The organism is Lactobacillus amylovorus DSM 20531 (assembly GCF_002706375.1).
GTDB classification, from domain to species: Bacteria; Bacillota; Bacilli; order Lactobacillales; family Lactobacillaceae; genus Lactobacillus; species Lactobacillus amylovorus.
The window spans coordinates 17,219-33,540 of the sequence record NZ_CP017706.1; the positions used below are offsets into that span (position 1 = coordinate 17,219).

Here is a 16,322-nt window from a genome sequence, read left to right on the forward strand (position 1 = left end):
TTATTTTTGCTAAAATTTGTAAGCGAGATTATAATAATTGTAATTACGATAATTATAATTACAGTAATCGTAATTACTGTAATCTAAGTTACTGAAAGGCATAAACGATGAATGAATTTATCGGACGTGAAATTGAATTAAAAAATTTAAACAACATGTATAACAGCGACAAATTTGAAATGGCTGTTATTTATGGACGAAGACGTGTAGGAAAAACCTCGCTGATTAAACAATTCATATCAAATAAACCTGCAATTTACGTTCAGGGGGTAGAGGCTACAGCTGAAACTAATTTGCGTTTCTTGTCTAATGCAATTTTAGATTTTGAAGAACCGGGACGAGTTAATAAACATAAAACCTTTTATGATTTTGCGGAAGCATTTGAAGAAGTTCAAGATATTGCCAATAATCAAAACGAAAAAATGATTTTTGTAATGGATGAATATCCATACTTTGCAGAAGCATCAGCCGAAATTAGTTCAATCTTACAGTACACAATTGATCATATTTACAAAGAAAAAAATAATATTATGTTAATCTTGTGTGGATCATCAATGTCCTTTATGGAGCATCAGGTTCTTGGTTATAAGAGTCCTTTATATGGTAGAAAAACTGGCCAATTTAAGATTAGACCTTTTGATATCTTTAATACTAAGAAGATGTTACCTCAAGTTAACAATGAAGATTTACTAGCTTATTACGGAATAACTGATGGAATTCCACAATACTTAAGTTTTATCGATCAAACAAAATCCGTAGAAGAAAATATTCAAGAGATGTTTTTAAATCAAAATGCCCCGTTACAAAATGAGCCTAACGTTCTTCTACAGGAAGAATTGAGAAAGCCAGCCACTTATTTTTCTATTTTAAATGCCTTGGCACATGGTAAGAGTAAAAGTACACAGATTAGTCAAGCAATCGGTATGAGTAATGGTAGTAGTATAAGTGCTTATCTTAACAATTTAATTGATCTTGAAATTATTGAACGTAAGCAACCTATCTTTGAAAATAGCCCTAGAAAAGCTATTTATGCTTTTAAAGATAATATGTTTAAATTTTGGTTCAAGTTTATTGCTGAAGCTCAAGATCAAATTGCTCTTGAAAGAACCAAAGGAATTCTAATAGGTATTATGGATGAATTGCCTCGCTTCTTGGGTCCTGTGTTTGAGCAAGCTTCACGTGATTGGTTATGGCAGCAAGATGATCTGCTATTTTATCCTAAGAAAATTTCTAGTTGGTGGGGAAACAATCCAATTAAACATCGTCAAGAAGAAATTGATGTTGTAGCAAGCAATCACGATGACTCTGAGGCTATAATAGGTGAGTGTAAGTGGAGAAATGCAGACAAGTTAAATCATGAGATGATTGATACATTGATTACTAGAGCTGCATTACTTCCTAAGGTAAGAAAAACGTATTTGTACTTTTTCGTTAAGGAATCTACGGATAATTTTGAGAAGTATGCTAGAGAGCATAATGTTAGAGTTGTGAAATATGAGGAGTTTTTTAAATAGAAAGCAGATTGAATACTTGTTCTCTTTTATTTAGAATTATTGATATATAAATGTTAGTGGATGTAAGGAGATTTAAATGGCAACTAAATCAAAAGAACTTAATTTTGAAGATAAGTTATGGAAAGCGGCAGATGCGTTAAGGGGAAGTATGGATGCATCTGAATATCGTAATGTTGTATTAGGTCTAATTTTCTTAAAATATGTTTCTGATGCATTCGAAGAAAAACATGATGAATTATTAAAATCAGATTATCCAGAAGATGCTGAAGATAAAGATGTATATGTTGGAGATAATATTTTTTGGGTACCTAAAGAAGCGCGTTGGGAAAATATAGAGAAAGCTGCTAAAACGCCTCAAATTGGTGAAGTTATTGATAAAGCAATGGATGCGATTGAAAAAGAAAACGATACTTTAAGAGGCATTCTGAGTAAAAACTATGAATCTCAAGATTTGGACAAAGAACGGCTAGGTGAAGTAGTTGATTTAATATCAGATATAGACGTTGGATCTAAAGATTCACGTGACAAAGATATATTGGGGCGTGTTTATGAATACTTCTTACAGCAATTTGCTAGTGCAGAAGGTAAGCATGGCGGTGAATTTTATACTCCAAGATCAATTGTTAGAACATTGGTTGAAATGATTGAACCATATAAAGGCCGAGTATATGACCCTTGTTGCGGATCTGGTGGTATGTTTGTTCAGTCCGAAGAATTTGTAAAAGAACATGCTGGAGATATTAAAGACTTAGCCGTCTATGGTCAAGAATCTAATCCAACTACTTGGAAATTAGCAAAAATGAACTTAGCTATTCGAGGTATTGATAGTGATTTGGGGAAACATCAAGGGGACACATTTACTAATGATCTCCATAAAGGTATGAGATTTAATTTTATTTTAGCTAACCCACCATTTAATGTTAAGAATTGGAATGGAAACAAATTAAGGGATGATGCTCGCTGGAAATACGGTGTACCTCCTGTAGGTAACGCAAACTACGCCTGGATGGAACATATCATTAGTAAATTAACTCCAGATGGTAAAGCAGGTTTCGTTTTAGCAAATGGTGCCCTTTCTACGTCAAATAAAGCTGAACATGCTATTAGAAAAGCTATTTTGGAAGATGATAAGATTGATGCAATTGTTGCACTCCCAGATAAGATGTTTTATTCTACCGGTATTCCTGTTTCTCTTTGGTTCATTGACATGAATAAAAATTCTGAACATGAAAATGACAGAAGAGGTAAGACTTTATTTATTGATGCTCGTAATATGGGTGAAATGGTTGATCGTACTCATCGCGAATTTAATAAAGAAGATATTAAAAAAATTGCAGATACTTATCATGCTTTCCGTGGTACAAATGATCAAAAATATGAAGATGTAGCAGGGTATTGTAAGGTAGCTTCATTGGATGAAATTGCTAAAAATGATTATGTTCTGACACCAGGTAGATATGTTGGGCTTCCTCCACAAAAAGATGATGGCATTCCTTATGAAATAAAGATGAAAAAACTGACAGGTGAATTAAAGAAACAATTTGAAGAGAGTGATAAGTTAGAAGCAAAGATTAAGGATGTATTGAAGGAACTAGGATATGAAATATAAATCTGTTCAACTTAAAGAAATAGCAGACATAATAATGGGGCAATCTCCTAAATCAATTTTTTATAATAATTCTGGAATCGGACTTCCATTTTTGCAAGGTGTGAGAACATTTGGCGAGGATTATCCGAAAATTGATACTTATACCACTAGATTTAAAACAATAGCAAATCAAGGCGATATTTTATTTAGTGTTCGAGCACCAGTTGGTAAAATAAATTGGGCCAATCAAGAAATTTCGCTCGGTCGCGGTCTAGCTTGTATAAGAGTTAAGCCAGGCTATTCAAAAGAATATTTATATTATTATTTAAAAAAGATAGGAACATCTATAAATTCATTAGCTAATGGAACTGTATTTACTTCTATTAACAAAAAAGAATTAGAAGAGATAGAAATAAAAATTCCAATAAATTTAAATGATCAAAGGAATATTGCAAATCCACTTAAAACGCTAGATTCAAAATTAATGATAAATAATCAAATAAATGATAATTTACTTGAGTTAGCTAATGTAATTTTTACAAAGCAAATTAATAAAGATACTACTAAACTACGCGTGGTGCTAGTTAAATCGTTCTAGACAATAAGCCAAATTATAAGCTAAAATTGCAATTTCCAACCGGCTTTGAAAGCCTATCAGACTACGTGCTCGATTGTTCTCGGCATTGTAATAGGTCAGAAGCGAAAAGTCGCTTTCAATTGTTCTGCGAATAGCCATCAATTGATGATCATTGTGCTTTTTAGCTCCTGTCATATTTTTACGATATGGTGTCCAAAGTTCATAACCCATTTGTTTTAGCTGTTGATGCAGTTCTTTGCCTAAATAGCCTTCGTCGCCAAGAAGATAGTAATTAGATGGATGGGTATTTTCTATCAGTTCAACTGTCTCCCTGGCATCATGAACTGATGCCTTTGTTACGACATAATCAAGAATGTAACCGTCATCGCTAACAATAGCATGAACTTTGAAACCATAGAAGTAAATTTTCTTGGTGGCCTTATAACCAATGTTGGCATAACCGCGAAAAATTTTAGCACGATAGTTGCGAATTGGTTGGCAAACAGGTACCGGAAAGCTGTCAATGATCAAGAACTGTCCATTCAGGTCAACCTTTTTATTCATTTCTTGCCGTATCTGATAAATCAATTGCAATAGCTGACGTGAACGCCGATTAAAACGTGAGTGTGATAAACAATTGAAACATTCACAGAATCTTCTTTGTGATTCAATTCCTGTCTTAGCTTGCCAGATAAGTAAAGCCAAAATCAGACTGTCCGTAGTTTTAATTTGATCAATATTTCGCCGATGAGTAAACTCAGCCGGTGCATACAAACGATACCAGTGCCGACAAATTATCACTAAATCTTTAAAACTAACTTGTAAATGGTGGCTAAAACGCTTAAGCTTAAGGCAGTTCAATCAGATCAGACTCTTTTCTTTTTGATACTACAACTTGAGTCTAGTCCGATTGGACTTTTTTATTAACTAAAACGATTTAACTAGCACCACGCGTACTAAACTATCAAATATAGCTACAATTCAGAATGGATATGCATTTAAAAGCAAAGAATATGTTGCACAAAAGCAGCTCTTGATCTTACGAACTAAAAATATTGGCAGCAACCATTTATTTAATAAATTTGATGTAGTATATATTGATCAAGACAACTTTAATGAGTATAAAAAATTTGCTTTTAAAAAATTTGATACAGTTTTAGTAATGGTCGGAGCTAGCATTGGTAAAACAGGCTTTATAACGTCCAATGTCTTACCGTCCTTACAAAATCAAAATATGTGGAGGTTTAGAGTTAAAAATTCCCGTATGCCAGGACTACTTCTTTATGAATATGTAAATTATATCAATAAAAGAGTTAAAGGTTCTGCTTCAGGAAGTGCACGTAGTTTTTACAGAAAGGAACTATTTAATGATTTTGAAGTTCCGATTATTGATAATAATATCTTTACTGTGTTTGAAAGAATACAACTTCAAATTAACAATATTCAAGTGGAAAATAATGTACTTAGCAAGTTAAGGCAAGAACTATTAAATAAATATTTTTAAGCCGCTAAATTATCATTTATTCTTCTTAGCTATCATATTAGTGTATGATTTTATCAAAAACGAGGAGATAAAATCATGCAACAAAGTGAAGTTCAATGTGTAATAACTGATATGTTGCCTTATTTGAACAATAGTCAGTTAATCAAGTTGAAACAGTCGATGAAGAAGTTAGTGGTAAGAAAGGAACCTGATGAACTAAAGAATGAGGTATTGCTTAAGCGATATTTCTCATCTAAAAGAGCTGAAGGATGTTCAGAAAAGTCTCTAAAATACTATAAGGCAACTTTGATTCAAGCTTTAGATACGCTTGGTAAAAATGCTAGAGAAGTAATAACTGATGAGTTAAGAAACTACTTAATGAACTATCAATTACAACATAGTTCCAGTAAAATAACCATTGATAATATTAGACGTATACTTTCTAGCTTCTTCAATTGGTTAGAAGATGAAGATTACATCATTAAGAGCCCAGTTCGAAGAATCCATAAAGTGAAAATCGCAACTACTGTTAAAGAAACCTATACAGATGAAGAATTGGAAAAATTACGAGATGGTTGCGGTAACATTCGTGATCTTGCAATAATTGATTTTTTGGCTTCAACTGGGATGCGTGTTGGAGAATTAGTTCTGCTGAATAAAGATGATATTAATTTTAATGAAAGAGAATGTATTGTATTTGGCAAGGGAAATAAGGAAAGAATTGCTTATTTTGATGCTAGAGCTAAATTACATCTGAAGAAATACATTGAAGAAAGGATTGATAGTGAAGAAGCTTTATTTGTATCAATTAGGAGACCAAATAAGAGATTAACTATAGGTGGAATTGAGTCCAGATTAAAAAGTCTTGGCAATAAGGTTGGTATATCACATGTTTATCCACATAAATTTAGAAGGACTTTAGCAACAACCGCAATAGATAAAGGAATGCCAATTGAACAGTTGCAAAGATTATTAGGACACAAGCGTATAGATACAACATTGCATTATGCAATGGTTAAGCAACAGAATGTGAAAATAGCGCATAGGAAGTACATAGGATGAAAGTGAAAATTTCAGAAATTGGTGAAGTAATAGGTGGAGGAACACCATCTACAAAGAAAGCAGAATATTATAAAAAAAGGGGGATTAGTTGGATTACACCCAAAGATTTAAGTGGATATACAAAAATGTATATTTCGCATGGAGCTAGAGATATCAGTGAATCAGGCTTTAAAAATTCTAGTACCAGAATATTACCTAAAGATACAGTTTTAATTAGTTCGAGAGCTCCAATAGGATATTGTGCTATTGCTGCAAATGACTTAACTACTAATCAAGGTTTCAAGAGCATCATTCCAAATAAAAATAAGGTTTTGCCTAAGTATCTTTATTATCTAATGTTGAGTAACAAAGATAATCTTGAACAAATAGCATCAGGTTCAACGTTTAAAGAAGTATCAGGCAATGCAATGAAGAATTTCGTTGTTGAGATTCCTAATTTAGAAAAACAGAGAGAAGTAGTAAATATTATTGATCCTATTTCAAAAAAAATAGAGTTAAATAATCAAATAAATGATAATTTAGTCGAATTTGATTTTTAAAATAATTTAAGCATAAGTTCTTGTTTTATATTCTGTAGTAGTTGCTTCTCGTATAGGTTGTATATTATTTCTTGATAAATAGGTGCAAAAGTTTTATCAAATTTTTTACATGACTTAATATCAATATTCACAATTAATTTATTAATTGTGGTTGGACTGATATTGGGTTGAGCTGACCCATGTCCTAAACTAATTATTCTATTCATAATATCTTTTTGGAGAAGTATACCCAGTACACTTACCTCAGATAATTTTGGAAAAATTAGTCCCACTCGTTGGTTAACATAACCTTTAAAGTTATACGGAACTATTCCAAATTTCCCTAATGTAGCCCCGGTTAAGGCAATTACAATTTCACCACCTGTAATATAATATTTCTCTGCTCTTTTTAACTTATCTAAATTGTTCACCTTAGATAAGTTTTCTAAATTAATTGTCATGTTATTTATATCTTTTATTTTTATTATCGGTTTTCCATCATCAGCCCAATCGTTTTTATTAAATGCAAAGCCAGAATAAACTCTAAATATTTTACTAATCGTTTCCTTTTTACTTTTATCAATAACTATTTTATTAAAACTAGCTTTTATTAATTCAAGTAAATTATCATTTAATCCATTAACCATGGTCAAAGCCTTCATTATTAGCTAAAATGAAATTATAAGTTTAGTAATAGGAGATCTTAGACTATGAAAAAGAGTGCATATTTATCAGAAGAGGACTTAGAAGATTTAGCACTCGATAGACTCAAAGAAATTGGCTATCAAGTTCTTAAGAGTGAAAGTTATACAAAAGCAAATTCTGAAATAGACGCTGAGCGAGGAAAAGATCCAGAAAATTCGATCTTAAAACCTCGCCTTTTGGCGTCCTTAAAAAAATTAAACCCAGGATATAGTGATAAAGTTTATAAATCTGCATATAAGCAATTTGTTAAGCTTGCTGACAATCCTGATTTAATGATTAATAACCACCAGTTACATAAGTTAATTATTGGTGGAGCTAAAGTAAAAATGTCAGAAAAGGGACAGCAACGAACTGTAACTTTGTATCCAATTGATTTTAAAAATATTGATAATAATGATTTATTAGTTACTGATCAATTTACATCAAAATACGGTGACAATAGTCGTCGAATAGATGTTTCTATTTTTATCAATGGACTGCCTTTAGTTACTTTTGAGCTCAAGAATATGAGTAATGAAAAGACCACCATAGAAGATGCATATAACCAACTCCAAACTTATAAAGCGGAAATCCCAAATTATATGCAATATAACGAGATTTTGATTATATCTGATGGAGTAAATGCTCAGGCGGGTACTTTGACTTCTGGATTTGATAGGTTTATGCGTTGGCGCGCACCTAAACAAGTAAGTGATCTTTCAGATCTTCAACTTGAAACAATGATTAGGTATATGTTAAATCCAAAAGACCTGCTTAATCTTATTCAAAATTTCATTATTTTTGAAACTAATGGTGATAAAACTATAAAAATTGTAGCTGCTTATCATCAGTATTATATGGTGAATAAAGCTGTTCTTGCGGCAAAAAGGACCTTAGCTAATCCTAATGATAAAAGAATAGGCGTGGTTTGGCATACAACTGGTTCAGGTAAATCACTATCAATGGTATTTTTCTCAGGTATTGTTTCAAGAAAGCTAGGTAACCCAGCAATTTTGGTGCTTAATGATCGAAACGATTTAGATGATCAACTTTTTGAGACTTTTGATAAAGCTCATGAATATCTTCAGCAAAATCCAGATCATGCTGAAAATAGTGAAGAAGTACGAGATTACATGTCACGAAATTCTGGTGGTATCGTCTTTAGTACAATTCAAAAATTCTCACCTGATTTTGAAAAAGGTGAAACTAAAATGCCAGTATTGACGAAACGATCTGATGTTATTGTTATAGCTGATGAGGCACATAGAACGCAATATGGCTTAGAAGCTAAAATAACTAAAAATGGACTTCGGTATGGATATGCAAAATACTTGAGAGATGCTTTGCCTAATGCTTCATTTATTGGATTTACTGGTACTCCGATTAACTTAGCTGATAAGTCAACTACTGCAGTATTTGGTAAGTATATTGATATTTATGATATAACCCAAGCTGTTAATGACCATGCGACTGTGCGTATTTATTATGAAAGTCATGTTATTCCGCTCAAGTTAAAAAAAGGATCGGAAGAAGAATACAAACGTTTAATTAAAGATGTTGGATTGAATGATAATCCGGATGAACCGGATAATATTCGAAGAAATAAAGAATTTACACGATTAGAGGTTTTAGCAGGTTCTAAGCCTAGACTTGAGAAAATTGCTAGACATTTTATTAAACATTTTGCAGCTCGTAGAAAAGAAGAATTTGGCAAAGCAATGATTGTTGAATTATCTCGTCAAAATGCTGTTCGTTTATATAATGAAATAATAAAATTAAAACCTAATTGGGCTAGTGATGATATTAATAAGGGAAAGATAAAAATTATAATGACGACATCAGCCTCTGATGGACCTGAATTAGCTAAATTTAAGACTTCCAAACATGATCGAGCTATTCTAGAAAAACGAATGAAGGATAATAATGATGAGCTTTCTGTAGTCATTGTCGTTGATATGTGGTTAACGGGATTTGATTCACCAAGTCTTAATACGATGTATATTGACAAACCAATGCATGGGCATAATTTGATCCAGGCTATTGCTCGCGTTAACCGAGTATTTAAAGATAAGGATAGTGGATTAATCGTTGATTATATTGGAATAGCTGATCAATTAAAATCAGCTTTAAGTTTCTACTCTAAAACAGATCAAAATCAAGTAGGTATTGATGTTAATAAAGCATTGAATTTATTAAAAGAAAAATTTGAAATTATCAAGAATGATTTTCTTTACGGTATTGATTATTCCGAATTTGATTCTAATAATTCGGCTGAGCGGATACAAACTGTTACTAAAGTTGCCAATGAAATCCTAGCTGAAGATAAAGAAACACAACAGAAGTTTTTAGATACTGTGTTAGAGGCACAAAAAGCTTTTGCTTTGGTATCGACTTTTGATGAAGCACAAAAAATGGCGCCAGAAATTGCATTTTTTGTCACGGTTAAAGCTTTTATTAATAAATTAAATAATGCTGGATCTGTTTCAGGTGGCAGTAAACAAACAAATGATTCTAAAATTGTAAAATATCGTATTAGACAATATTTAGATCAGTCTATAATTTCAGAACCATATGTAGATATATATAAAGATATGGGGCTTGAAAAGCCTAATTTAGATGTCATTTCGGATGAATTCTTAAAAAAGATTCAAAAGATGCCAGAACAAAATATTGCTATTATTGTTCTACAAAAATTACTTGAGGGTAAAATAAAATCTTATCAAAGAAAGAATCTAGTTCAAGGTAAGAAATTTAATGACATGCTTAAGGATGCAATTGAAAAATATAATGTAAGAGGGATTACAAGCGAGATTGTCATTCGTGAATTAATTGAAATGGCAAAAAAGATGAATGCAGAGCAAGAAAAAGGAAAAGATCTGGGTTTATCTGATGAAGAAATTGCTTTTTACGATGCTCTAGCAAATCATGAAAAGGCAGTTCAAGTTCTTGGAGAAGAAAAACTTCATATAATTGCAGCTGAATTAGTAAAAATTGTGAAAAAAGAATCAGGAGTTGATTGGCAACGACGTAGAAATGTTCAAGCTAAAATGAGAGTTGCAGTAAAACATCTTCTTAGAAAATACGGATATCCACCTGATATTGCTCCTAAAGCTGTTGATACTGTTGTTAGTCAAGCTGAAAGATTGGCTTCGAATGAATCTGAAGATTAATTTATAAGAAAGTGCATCTATGTCAAATACAAACAAAAGTTATAGTGTAGACCACACTAATGTAGGAACATTACTTCATTGGATTGAAGAAGACAAAATAGGTCTCCCAGAAATGCAACGACCTTTTGTATGGAAGTCAGTACAGGTTAGGGATTTAATTGACTCATTATATCGAGGATATCCTATTGGTTTTATTGTCACTTGGCAAAATCCTGATGCTGCATTAAAGAATGGTAGTAAAGGTCAAAATAAAGAAATTATTATTGACGGCCAACAGAGAATCACAGCTTTAAAGGCAGCATTAGAAGGGCATAAAATAGTTGATGATAAGTATTTGTCTAAACGAATTTATATTGCATTTAATCCAACTACTGAGGAATTTGCTACTAGAAGTGCTGCTATTGCAAAAGATCCTAAATGGATTCCAGATATATCAATTTTTAATCAACCTAGTTTTGATGAATTTGAATACGTTATTAATAATAGTCAAAGTTTAGGATTACCTGGTAATAAACTTAATGCAATTATTCAAAAGTTAAAAGCAATTTCTGAGTCTGAAATTGGAGTTATTAATTTAGATAGTAAATTACCAATTGATCAAGTAACTGATATTTTTAATAGAATTAATCAAAAAGGGACAAGACTATCATCGGCTGATTTTGCTATATCAAGATTATCTTCTGATGTGACACATCATGGTAATGATTTGAGAAAAGAAATTGAATACTTCATTCAAATTTATAATGATGCTGCATTAGCCGATAATATTAAGCAAATGGATCCAGATTTTGCAGATTCAGAGTACTATCAGCATATTGCTTGGGCTAAAAATGAGAATACTACGATTTTTGATCCAGATTTTGGTGACTTATTACATATTTGTTTAGGAATTGGCTTTCTTCGTGGTCGATTATCACAATTAATAAGTTTAATTTCAGGACGTGATTTTGAAACTAAAACTTATACAGAGGAGGCAATGGCAAAGTCATATCAAAAATTAAATGAAACAATTCAATATGTATTAAACGAGAGCAATTTTAAACGCTATATTTTATTGTTAAAGAGTTTAGGTATAGTGGATAAAAGTTATGCTAAGTTGCCTGATTCTTACACTAATTTTGGCTACATTCTTTATTTGTATTTGAAAAAGTATACCAGTTTTAATAATGATGAGATAGAAAAATATACTAAACAGTGGATCTTAATGTCAGCCTTAACTAAACGCTATGGTTCAAGTCCGGAGACAGGATTTGATAAAGACTTACGTTTATTAGTTGAAAATAATTCTAATAATCAATTGGTTGAATTTTTTAACAATGTAATTACAGATAATTTAACTGATGAATTTTGGAATTTGACTTTACCTAATAATCTTGTGGCACAAACTACTCAACTGACAAATTGGCGAATTTTTCAAATGTCACAAATACATGCTAAAAGTCATGCTTGGTTAGAAAAAGATAAATTTACAGCAGATACTATTAACGAACAAGGAAATATTCATCATATTTTTCCAAAAGCATATTTACGTAAAAATGGTTTTAAACAAAGTGAATATAATCAGGTAGCAAATTATGTTTGGATAACGCAGCCACGAAATCTTGAGATAGGCGATAGAGCACCTAAAGACTATATGACAGATATGGAAACTACCAAGTATCATTCTGGTGAAAATGATCAGGCTAATGCAATTCCAGCAGATTTAAATGAATTGGATTATCACCAATACAATCATTTCTTAAATGAACGTCGTAAATTAATGTCACAGAATATTAGGAAATTCTTTAATAGTTTATAAGTCAACTGCACTAATAAAAAATGATATCAATGCAGCATGCAAAGATATCATTTTTCTTTTATCTCAAATTCTCATCTTTAAAATCAATTACATTACCGATAACAAAAACTGCTCAGCTGTGGATCTTCTTAATACTCTTCTAATATCTACAGCAATAGAAAAAAGGCCGCTTTTCTTTGTATATCACTAGTACTATGAAACTGTCAAATTTTTTGTGTAAATAGATTTTTCTCGTAGATCGATTTTTTAATCTTTTATTTAATCAAAGTAGGATTCTAAGGTATCCTGAACCTGACCAAAGCCTTTGTGGATTCGATTGAAATAGCGTTCGTTGTAGCTCATTGCCTGAATGCCAATAAAAGTATTAAGCGACTGTTCAGTTGGAAACTCTGCTTTAGGCTTAGCTTTACGCTTACTTTAAAATTCATCATTAAATTAAAAAATCGACTTACCTTAAAAGTGAGTCGATTTTTTTATTTGGTTAAAAAGTCAATTATGTGAATGACAGGGATGCCATCAATATTACCAACGTCGTCCCAATTGTTAGTAATGATTATCTTTTGATAACCAGTAGGTAAGTGCAAGAAATTATCAGATTCACGAGTACTATTTTCGGGAATCTGATCTGTCACTTGAATGTATTTTACATCCGTATCCTTTTGAGCTACAAAGTCAATTTCTTTATCATTATATTTACCGACAAAGACTTCATAACTACGACTAAGTAATTCAAGATAAACTAGGTTTTCAATCTTAGAACCGCGATTAATATTTTTTCGTTGTAATTGTGATCTAATGAAGCCTAGATCGACAACATAATATTTACCTTGACCTCGTAAATATTTTTTTCCGCGAATATCAAAACGAGGAACTTTATAAAACAGAAAAGCATTATGCAATAGTTCAAGATAATTTTCAATCGTATTGTTGCTTACTTTAAGACCTGAAGACCGCAGAGTATTGGCAATTTTGTTAATGCTGATCAATTGACCAGTATTGCTTAAAAGGTATAATGCAATTCTTTCCAAAACTTCAGTGTTCTTAATAGTAGCTCGACCAGCGACGTCTCTTAACAAAATACTATTATAAATTCCTGATAAAACGTCACGTTTTAATTGAGAATTTGTTTGTAAAACTACGGAAGGAAAACCACCGTATTCGAGATATTCGCTTAAATGCCGTGCGGGATCGGTATTCTCTAGTTTCTTGAAATACAAGAATTCTTTGAAGGTTAATGGTAGCATTTTTATTTCAACATATGGACCAGTTAAGTAAGTGGCCATCTTTCCAGAGAAGTGATGCATTAGAACCAGTAACATAGATGTCGGAATCAAATGCAATTCTATGCCCATTAATTAATTTTTGCCATTCTGAAACTTCTTGAATTTCATCGAATAATAAATATACTTTTTTATTTGCAACTACCTTATCTTTTAGATATTTATACAAATCTTTGTAAGATAATAAATCGAAAAACTCAGGATTTTCAAAATTAATATAAATAATCTGATCTTCGTCTACGCCCATGCTTAAGAGTTTATCTTTAATCATCAATAATAAATAACTTTTTCCAGATCGACGTACACCAGTAATAATTTTGATAAATTCAGTATTTATCATAGGTTCAATCCGTTTTAGATATAAAGGTCTGTCAATAGGTTTCATTTGATTTTCTCCATACTGAAAATTAGAGTACTAAAAAAGACTTACTTTTGAAGTAAGCCTTATTCTTTTTATTCAAATTAATAACTCAATGCACGGTGACCATCGAGTGCCCAGTGACGTTGGAACGTTGCTACACTCATTGAACGCTTAGTACCAGTCCACGGATCATTGTAGTACAAAGTGTTACCGTGGTAACCGGTGAGGGCAATGGCATGGTTAGAAAAACCATCGAACCAGCCAACCCAAGCCACAACTAGGTGAGAACGAATCAGCTTTTTCTTAATTGCTGCAATGCTGCAGCCAGTCATATTGGTGGCAGTGCCAAGGTAGTGCTTAACCACAGGCTTAACGCCATTTGGTGCGACCCAGAAGCCCAACGGAAACTTCTTATAAGGTGAACCGATGAAGCCTTTGTTAGGGTTGAGGCTGCGTGGCATGATTTTTGCTGCTTGATCTTTAGTAATGTTCTTACCAGCAAAGTTGATCATCATTGTTACAGCGGTGATTTCACAACCAGTAGGCATTTCAGGACGCTGGCAAATTACCTTAGCATAATTCTTAATACCTGTGATATTGCCGGATTTGTTGATCCAGTAGTAGGCGCGACTAGTCTTGGTATTCTTGAACTTGCGCTTGCCATCCTGACCAAAGTAACCGTAATTGCTTTGCTTGGGAATCTTACGGACTTTGGTGAGCATAGCACCATTTTTGTCGAACAAGTACCAATCCTTGTCGATCTTCTTCAAACCCTTGGTTGGCTTGTTGTTGACCACATAGTAGCGCTTGCCGTTTTGACTAACCCAACGAGCTTTGGGCTTAGGTTGAGTTTTAGCCTCAAGTTGCTTATTAGTAGTAGATTCGTTTTTTTCAGGTTCCTTGTTTTCAGTCTGATTCTGGTTTTCATTCTTGTTTTGACTAGAGTCAGTATAACTTGAACTATTTGGATCCTTCGTATTTAAATTATTGTTTGAGTTATTAGTATTTGAATTTGAACTATTATTAGCGGTAGTTTGGTTTGCGCTTGTTGTAGTATCGGCTAAAGCAGTCTGACTAGTAGTGAGCATTAAACCGGCGCTAAATAAAGTTGCTAAAAGGATTAATTTTTGATGTTTCATTTTTCCTTACTAAATAAACGGTCTCTTGATGCCGGCAATAACGTTGCGTTGACCGTTAACGATCGGTTGGACCATGACACGTGGTGGCCAGCTTTCGATCACGCGGTTATTGCCAAGATAGATTGCAACGTGCCAGATAGTGTGAGTACCTGGTTGGTAGTAAAAGACAAGATCGCCACGTTGACGTTCAGAATATGGAACGCGCTTCAGGTGCTTGTCGGCCCAAAGGTTACGTGAATTCCATTCATTGCCGGGATGGGCATGACCAATTGAACTAGTTGGAGTTGGGCTAATCCCACCAGCGTAGAGACTTTGCATTACAAGACCAGAACAGTCAACGCCGTATGCTGGACTTGAAGAACAACCTGCAAGCCATGGTTTACCCATATATTGGTAGGCTTGGTGAATCATTGCCTCAATATGAGCAGAACGGCCTTGCCAAGCTTGCGCTCTAAGCGGTGCGATGTAGTTATCTATATCATACCATGAAGCATTTGAAAAAAACTAACTTTTGCCAAGTCTTAATTCCTTCATAGCCGCGGTACAAATTGTAGCCGACCGTACCATAAGGCTTAACTTGAGTGTAGTGAACTTGATGGTAGCCCTTTGGATTTTGGTAACCCTTGACTGCAGCAAGCAAACTTGTTTTTGCTGGTAAATACAAGCCAGTTGTGGTTCTGACTACTGGAGCCTTGCAATTTGGTGTAATTAGACTTTGAACTAAAAAGTGTTCACCACTTCTAGCGGTGCGAACTGAGTTGGTCAATGCTGCATCGGAATAGGCAGGAGTGGAATGCTTAACACGGATAATCTTTGGACTACGTGAAAAGTAATCAGCCTTGCTGTAGCTGGTAGTTGTTGCACTAGTTGATTGATTTGTTGAGACGTCGCTAGTTGTGTCTGCGGCTTGCACGCTAGTGGTGCAGGCAACGATTCCAATTAAGGCAGAGACAATGGCAATCGTCCACTTATTTTGTTTTTTCATATCATAAAACCCCTTCAAATTTTAAATAATAAAATTTGAAAATTGAATAGGTTAGTTTTTTGAAAATGTAAATATAGTATGCGCTTACATTTTCGAAATATGTATAGTCCGAATAATTGAATTTAGTTTTTATAAGCCTAGACTAAGGGTGTAATGAAAGTGA

Annotated in this window: 13 protein-coding genes and 2 pseudogenes; 8 read left to right on the forward strand and 7 right to left on the reverse strand. The window is 33.0% G+C overall.

Annotation, left to right across the window (positions count from 1 at the left end; translation table 11 throughout):
* Positions 1-107 precede the first annotated feature (107 nt).
* The 3 genes from LA20531_RS00105 (at position 108) to LA20531_RS00115 (ending at position 3,700) form a co-directional block, all read left to right on the forward strand.
* Positions 108-1,514: an ATP-binding protein gene (locus LA20531_RS00105; RefSeq protein WP_056940653.1), complete on the forward strand. Its 1,407-nt coding sequence runs from the start codon at positions 108-110 to the stop codon at positions 1,512-1,514.
* A 76-nt stretch (positions 1,515-1,590) separates the two neighbouring features.
* On the forward strand, positions 1,591-3,123 hold the full coding sequence (locus LA20531_RS00110; RefSeq protein WP_056940652.1) for a class I SAM-dependent DNA methyltransferase: 1,533 nt from the start codon (positions 1,591-1,593) through the stop codon (positions 3,121-3,123).
* Positions 3,113-3,700: a restriction endonuclease subunit S gene (locus LA20531_RS00115; protein WP_099202192.1), complete on the forward strand. Its 588-nt coding sequence runs from the start codon at positions 3,113-3,115 to the stop codon at positions 3,698-3,700. Before LA20531_RS00110 ends, LA20531_RS00115 begins: the two co-directional genes overlap by 11 nt.
* Here the strand turns inward: LA20531_RS00115 and LA20531_RS00120 are convergent.
* Positions 3,683-4,540 (reverse strand): IS982 family transposase, encoded by an 858-nt coding sequence (locus LA20531_RS00120; RefSeq protein WP_005727342.1) that lies wholly within the window; start codon positions 4,538-4,540, stop codon positions 3,683-3,685. The genes LA20531_RS00115 and LA20531_RS00120 overlap by 18 nt on opposite strands.
* A gap of 109 nt (positions 4,541-4,649) precedes the next feature.
* Here LA20531_RS00120 and LA20531_RS00125 point away from each other — a divergent pair, with 109 nt between their 5' ends.
* The 3 genes from LA20531_RS00125 to LA20531_RS00135 all read left to right on the forward strand — a co-directional run bounded on the left by LA20531_RS00125 (position 4,650) and on the right by LA20531_RS00135 (position 6,763).
* Complete coding sequence (locus LA20531_RS00125) at positions 4,650-5,183, forward strand: restriction endonuclease subunit S (RefSeq protein WP_099202194.1); 534 nt, start codon at positions 4,650-4,652, stop codon at positions 5,181-5,183.
* 75 nt (positions 5,184-5,258) lie between these two features.
* The gene (gene xerA / locus LA20531_RS00130; protein WP_056940413.1) at positions 5,259-6,224 is read left to right on the forward strand and encodes a site-specific tyrosine recombinase/integron integrase; all 966 of its coding nucleotides are present in this window, start codon (positions 5,259-5,261) and stop codon (positions 6,222-6,224) included.
* Positions 6,221-6,763 (forward strand): restriction endonuclease subunit S, encoded by a 543-nt coding sequence (locus LA20531_RS00135; RefSeq protein ID WP_099202196.1) that lies wholly within the window; start codon positions 6,221-6,223, stop codon positions 6,761-6,763. The genes xerA and LA20531_RS00135 overlap by 4 nt, the downstream gene beginning before the upstream one ends.
* Here the strand turns inward: LA20531_RS00135 and LA20531_RS00140 are convergent.
* Positions 6,760-7,389, reverse strand: coding sequence for a restriction endonuclease subunit S domain-containing protein (locus LA20531_RS00140; RefSeq protein ID WP_099202198.1), 630 nt, complete (start codon positions 7,387-7,389; stop codon positions 6,760-6,762). The two genes, LA20531_RS00135 and LA20531_RS00140, sit on opposite strands and share 4 nt — an antisense overlap.
* Before the next feature lie 63 nt (positions 7,390-7,452).
* Between LA20531_RS00140 and LA20531_RS00145 the strand changes: the two genes are divergently transcribed.
* Both LA20531_RS00145 and LA20531_RS00150 read left to right on the forward strand, forming a co-directional pair.
* A complete protein-coding gene (locus LA20531_RS00145) occupies positions 7,453-10,596 on the forward strand; it encodes a type I restriction endonuclease subunit R (RefSeq protein ID WP_056940412.1) in 3,144 nt (1,047 codons plus the stop codon).
* Positions 10,597-10,615: 19 nt separating this feature from the next.
* Positions 10,616-12,394, forward strand: a complete 1,779-nt coding sequence (locus LA20531_RS00150) for a GmrSD restriction endonuclease domain-containing protein (protein WP_056940411.1) — start codon at positions 10,616-10,618, stop codon at positions 12,392-12,394.
* Positions 12,395-12,652: 258 nt separating this feature from the next.
* Here LA20531_RS00150 and LA20531_RS00155 read toward each other — a convergent pair.
* From LA20531_RS00155 to LA20531_RS00170, 5 genes and pseudogenes are all read right to left on the reverse strand, one after another.
* A pseudogene (locus tag LA20531_RS00155) lies at positions 12,653-12,808 on the reverse strand (IS256 family transposase); the annotation flags it as partial.
* 59 nt (positions 12,809-12,867) lie between these two features.
* Entirely contained in the window at positions 12,868-13,713 is an 846-nt protein-coding gene (locus tag LA20531_RS00160; protein ID WP_236704176.1) for an ATP-binding protein, read from the reverse strand.
* Positions 13,646-14,059 (reverse strand): ATP-binding protein, encoded by a 414-nt coding sequence (locus LA20531_RS11410; RefSeq protein WP_236704175.1) that lies wholly within the window; start codon positions 14,057-14,059, stop codon positions 13,646-13,648. Before LA20531_RS11410 ends, LA20531_RS00160 begins: the two co-directional genes overlap by 68 nt.
* 77 nt (positions 14,060-14,136) lie before the next feature.
* Positions 14,137-15,174, reverse strand: coding sequence for a C39 family peptidase (locus LA20531_RS00165; protein WP_056940410.1), 1,038 nt, complete (start codon positions 15,172-15,174; stop codon positions 14,137-14,139).
* A gap of 9 nt (positions 15,175-15,183) precedes the next feature.
* Positions 15,184-16,159: pseudogene (locus LA20531_RS00170) on the reverse strand (C40 family peptidase).
* Positions 16,160-16,322 lie beyond the last annotated feature (163 nt).

Bases quoted from the DNA above. Each gene is read 5' to 3' on its own strand.
- LA20531_RS00105 (WP_056940653.1), top strand. From the start codon at position 108: ATGAATGAATTTATCGGACGTGAAATTGAATTAAAAAATTTAAACAAC.
- LA20531_RS00110 (WP_056940652.1), top strand. From the start codon at position 1,591: ATGGCAACTAAATCAAAAGAACTTAATTTTGAAGATAAGTTATGGAAA.
- LA20531_RS00115 (WP_099202192.1), top strand. From the start codon at position 3,113: ATGAAATATAAATCTGTTCAACTTAAAGAAATAGCAGACATAATAATG.
- xerA (WP_056940413.1), top strand. From the start codon at position 5,259: ATGCAACAAAGTGAAGTTCAATGTGTAATAACTGATATGTTGCCTTAT.
- LA20531_RS00135 (WP_099202196.1), top strand. From the start codon at position 6,221: ATGAAAGTGAAAATTTCAGAAATTGGTGAAGTAATAGGTGGAGGAACA.
- LA20531_RS00140 (WP_099202198.1), bottom strand. From the start codon at position 7,389: ATGGTTAATGGATTAAATGATAATTTACTTGAATTAATAAAAGCTAGT.
- LA20531_RS00145 (WP_056940412.1), top strand. From the start codon at position 7,453: ATGAAAAAGAGTGCATATTTATCAGAAGAGGACTTAGAAGATTTAGCA.
- LA20531_RS00150 (WP_056940411.1), top strand. From the start codon at position 10,616: ATGTCAAATACAAACAAAAGTTATAGTGTAGACCACACTAATGTAGGA.
- LA20531_RS00160 (WP_236704176.1), bottom strand. From the start codon at position 13,713: ATGTTACTGGTTCTAATGCATCACTTCTCTGGAAAGATGGCCACTTAC.
- LA20531_RS11410 (WP_236704175.1), bottom strand. From the start codon at position 14,059: ATGAAACCTATTGACAGACCTTTATATCTAAAACGGATTGAACCTATG.
- LA20531_RS00165 (WP_056940410.1), bottom strand. From the start codon at position 15,174: ATGAAACATCAAAAATTAATCCTTTTAGCAACTTTATTTAGCGCCGGT.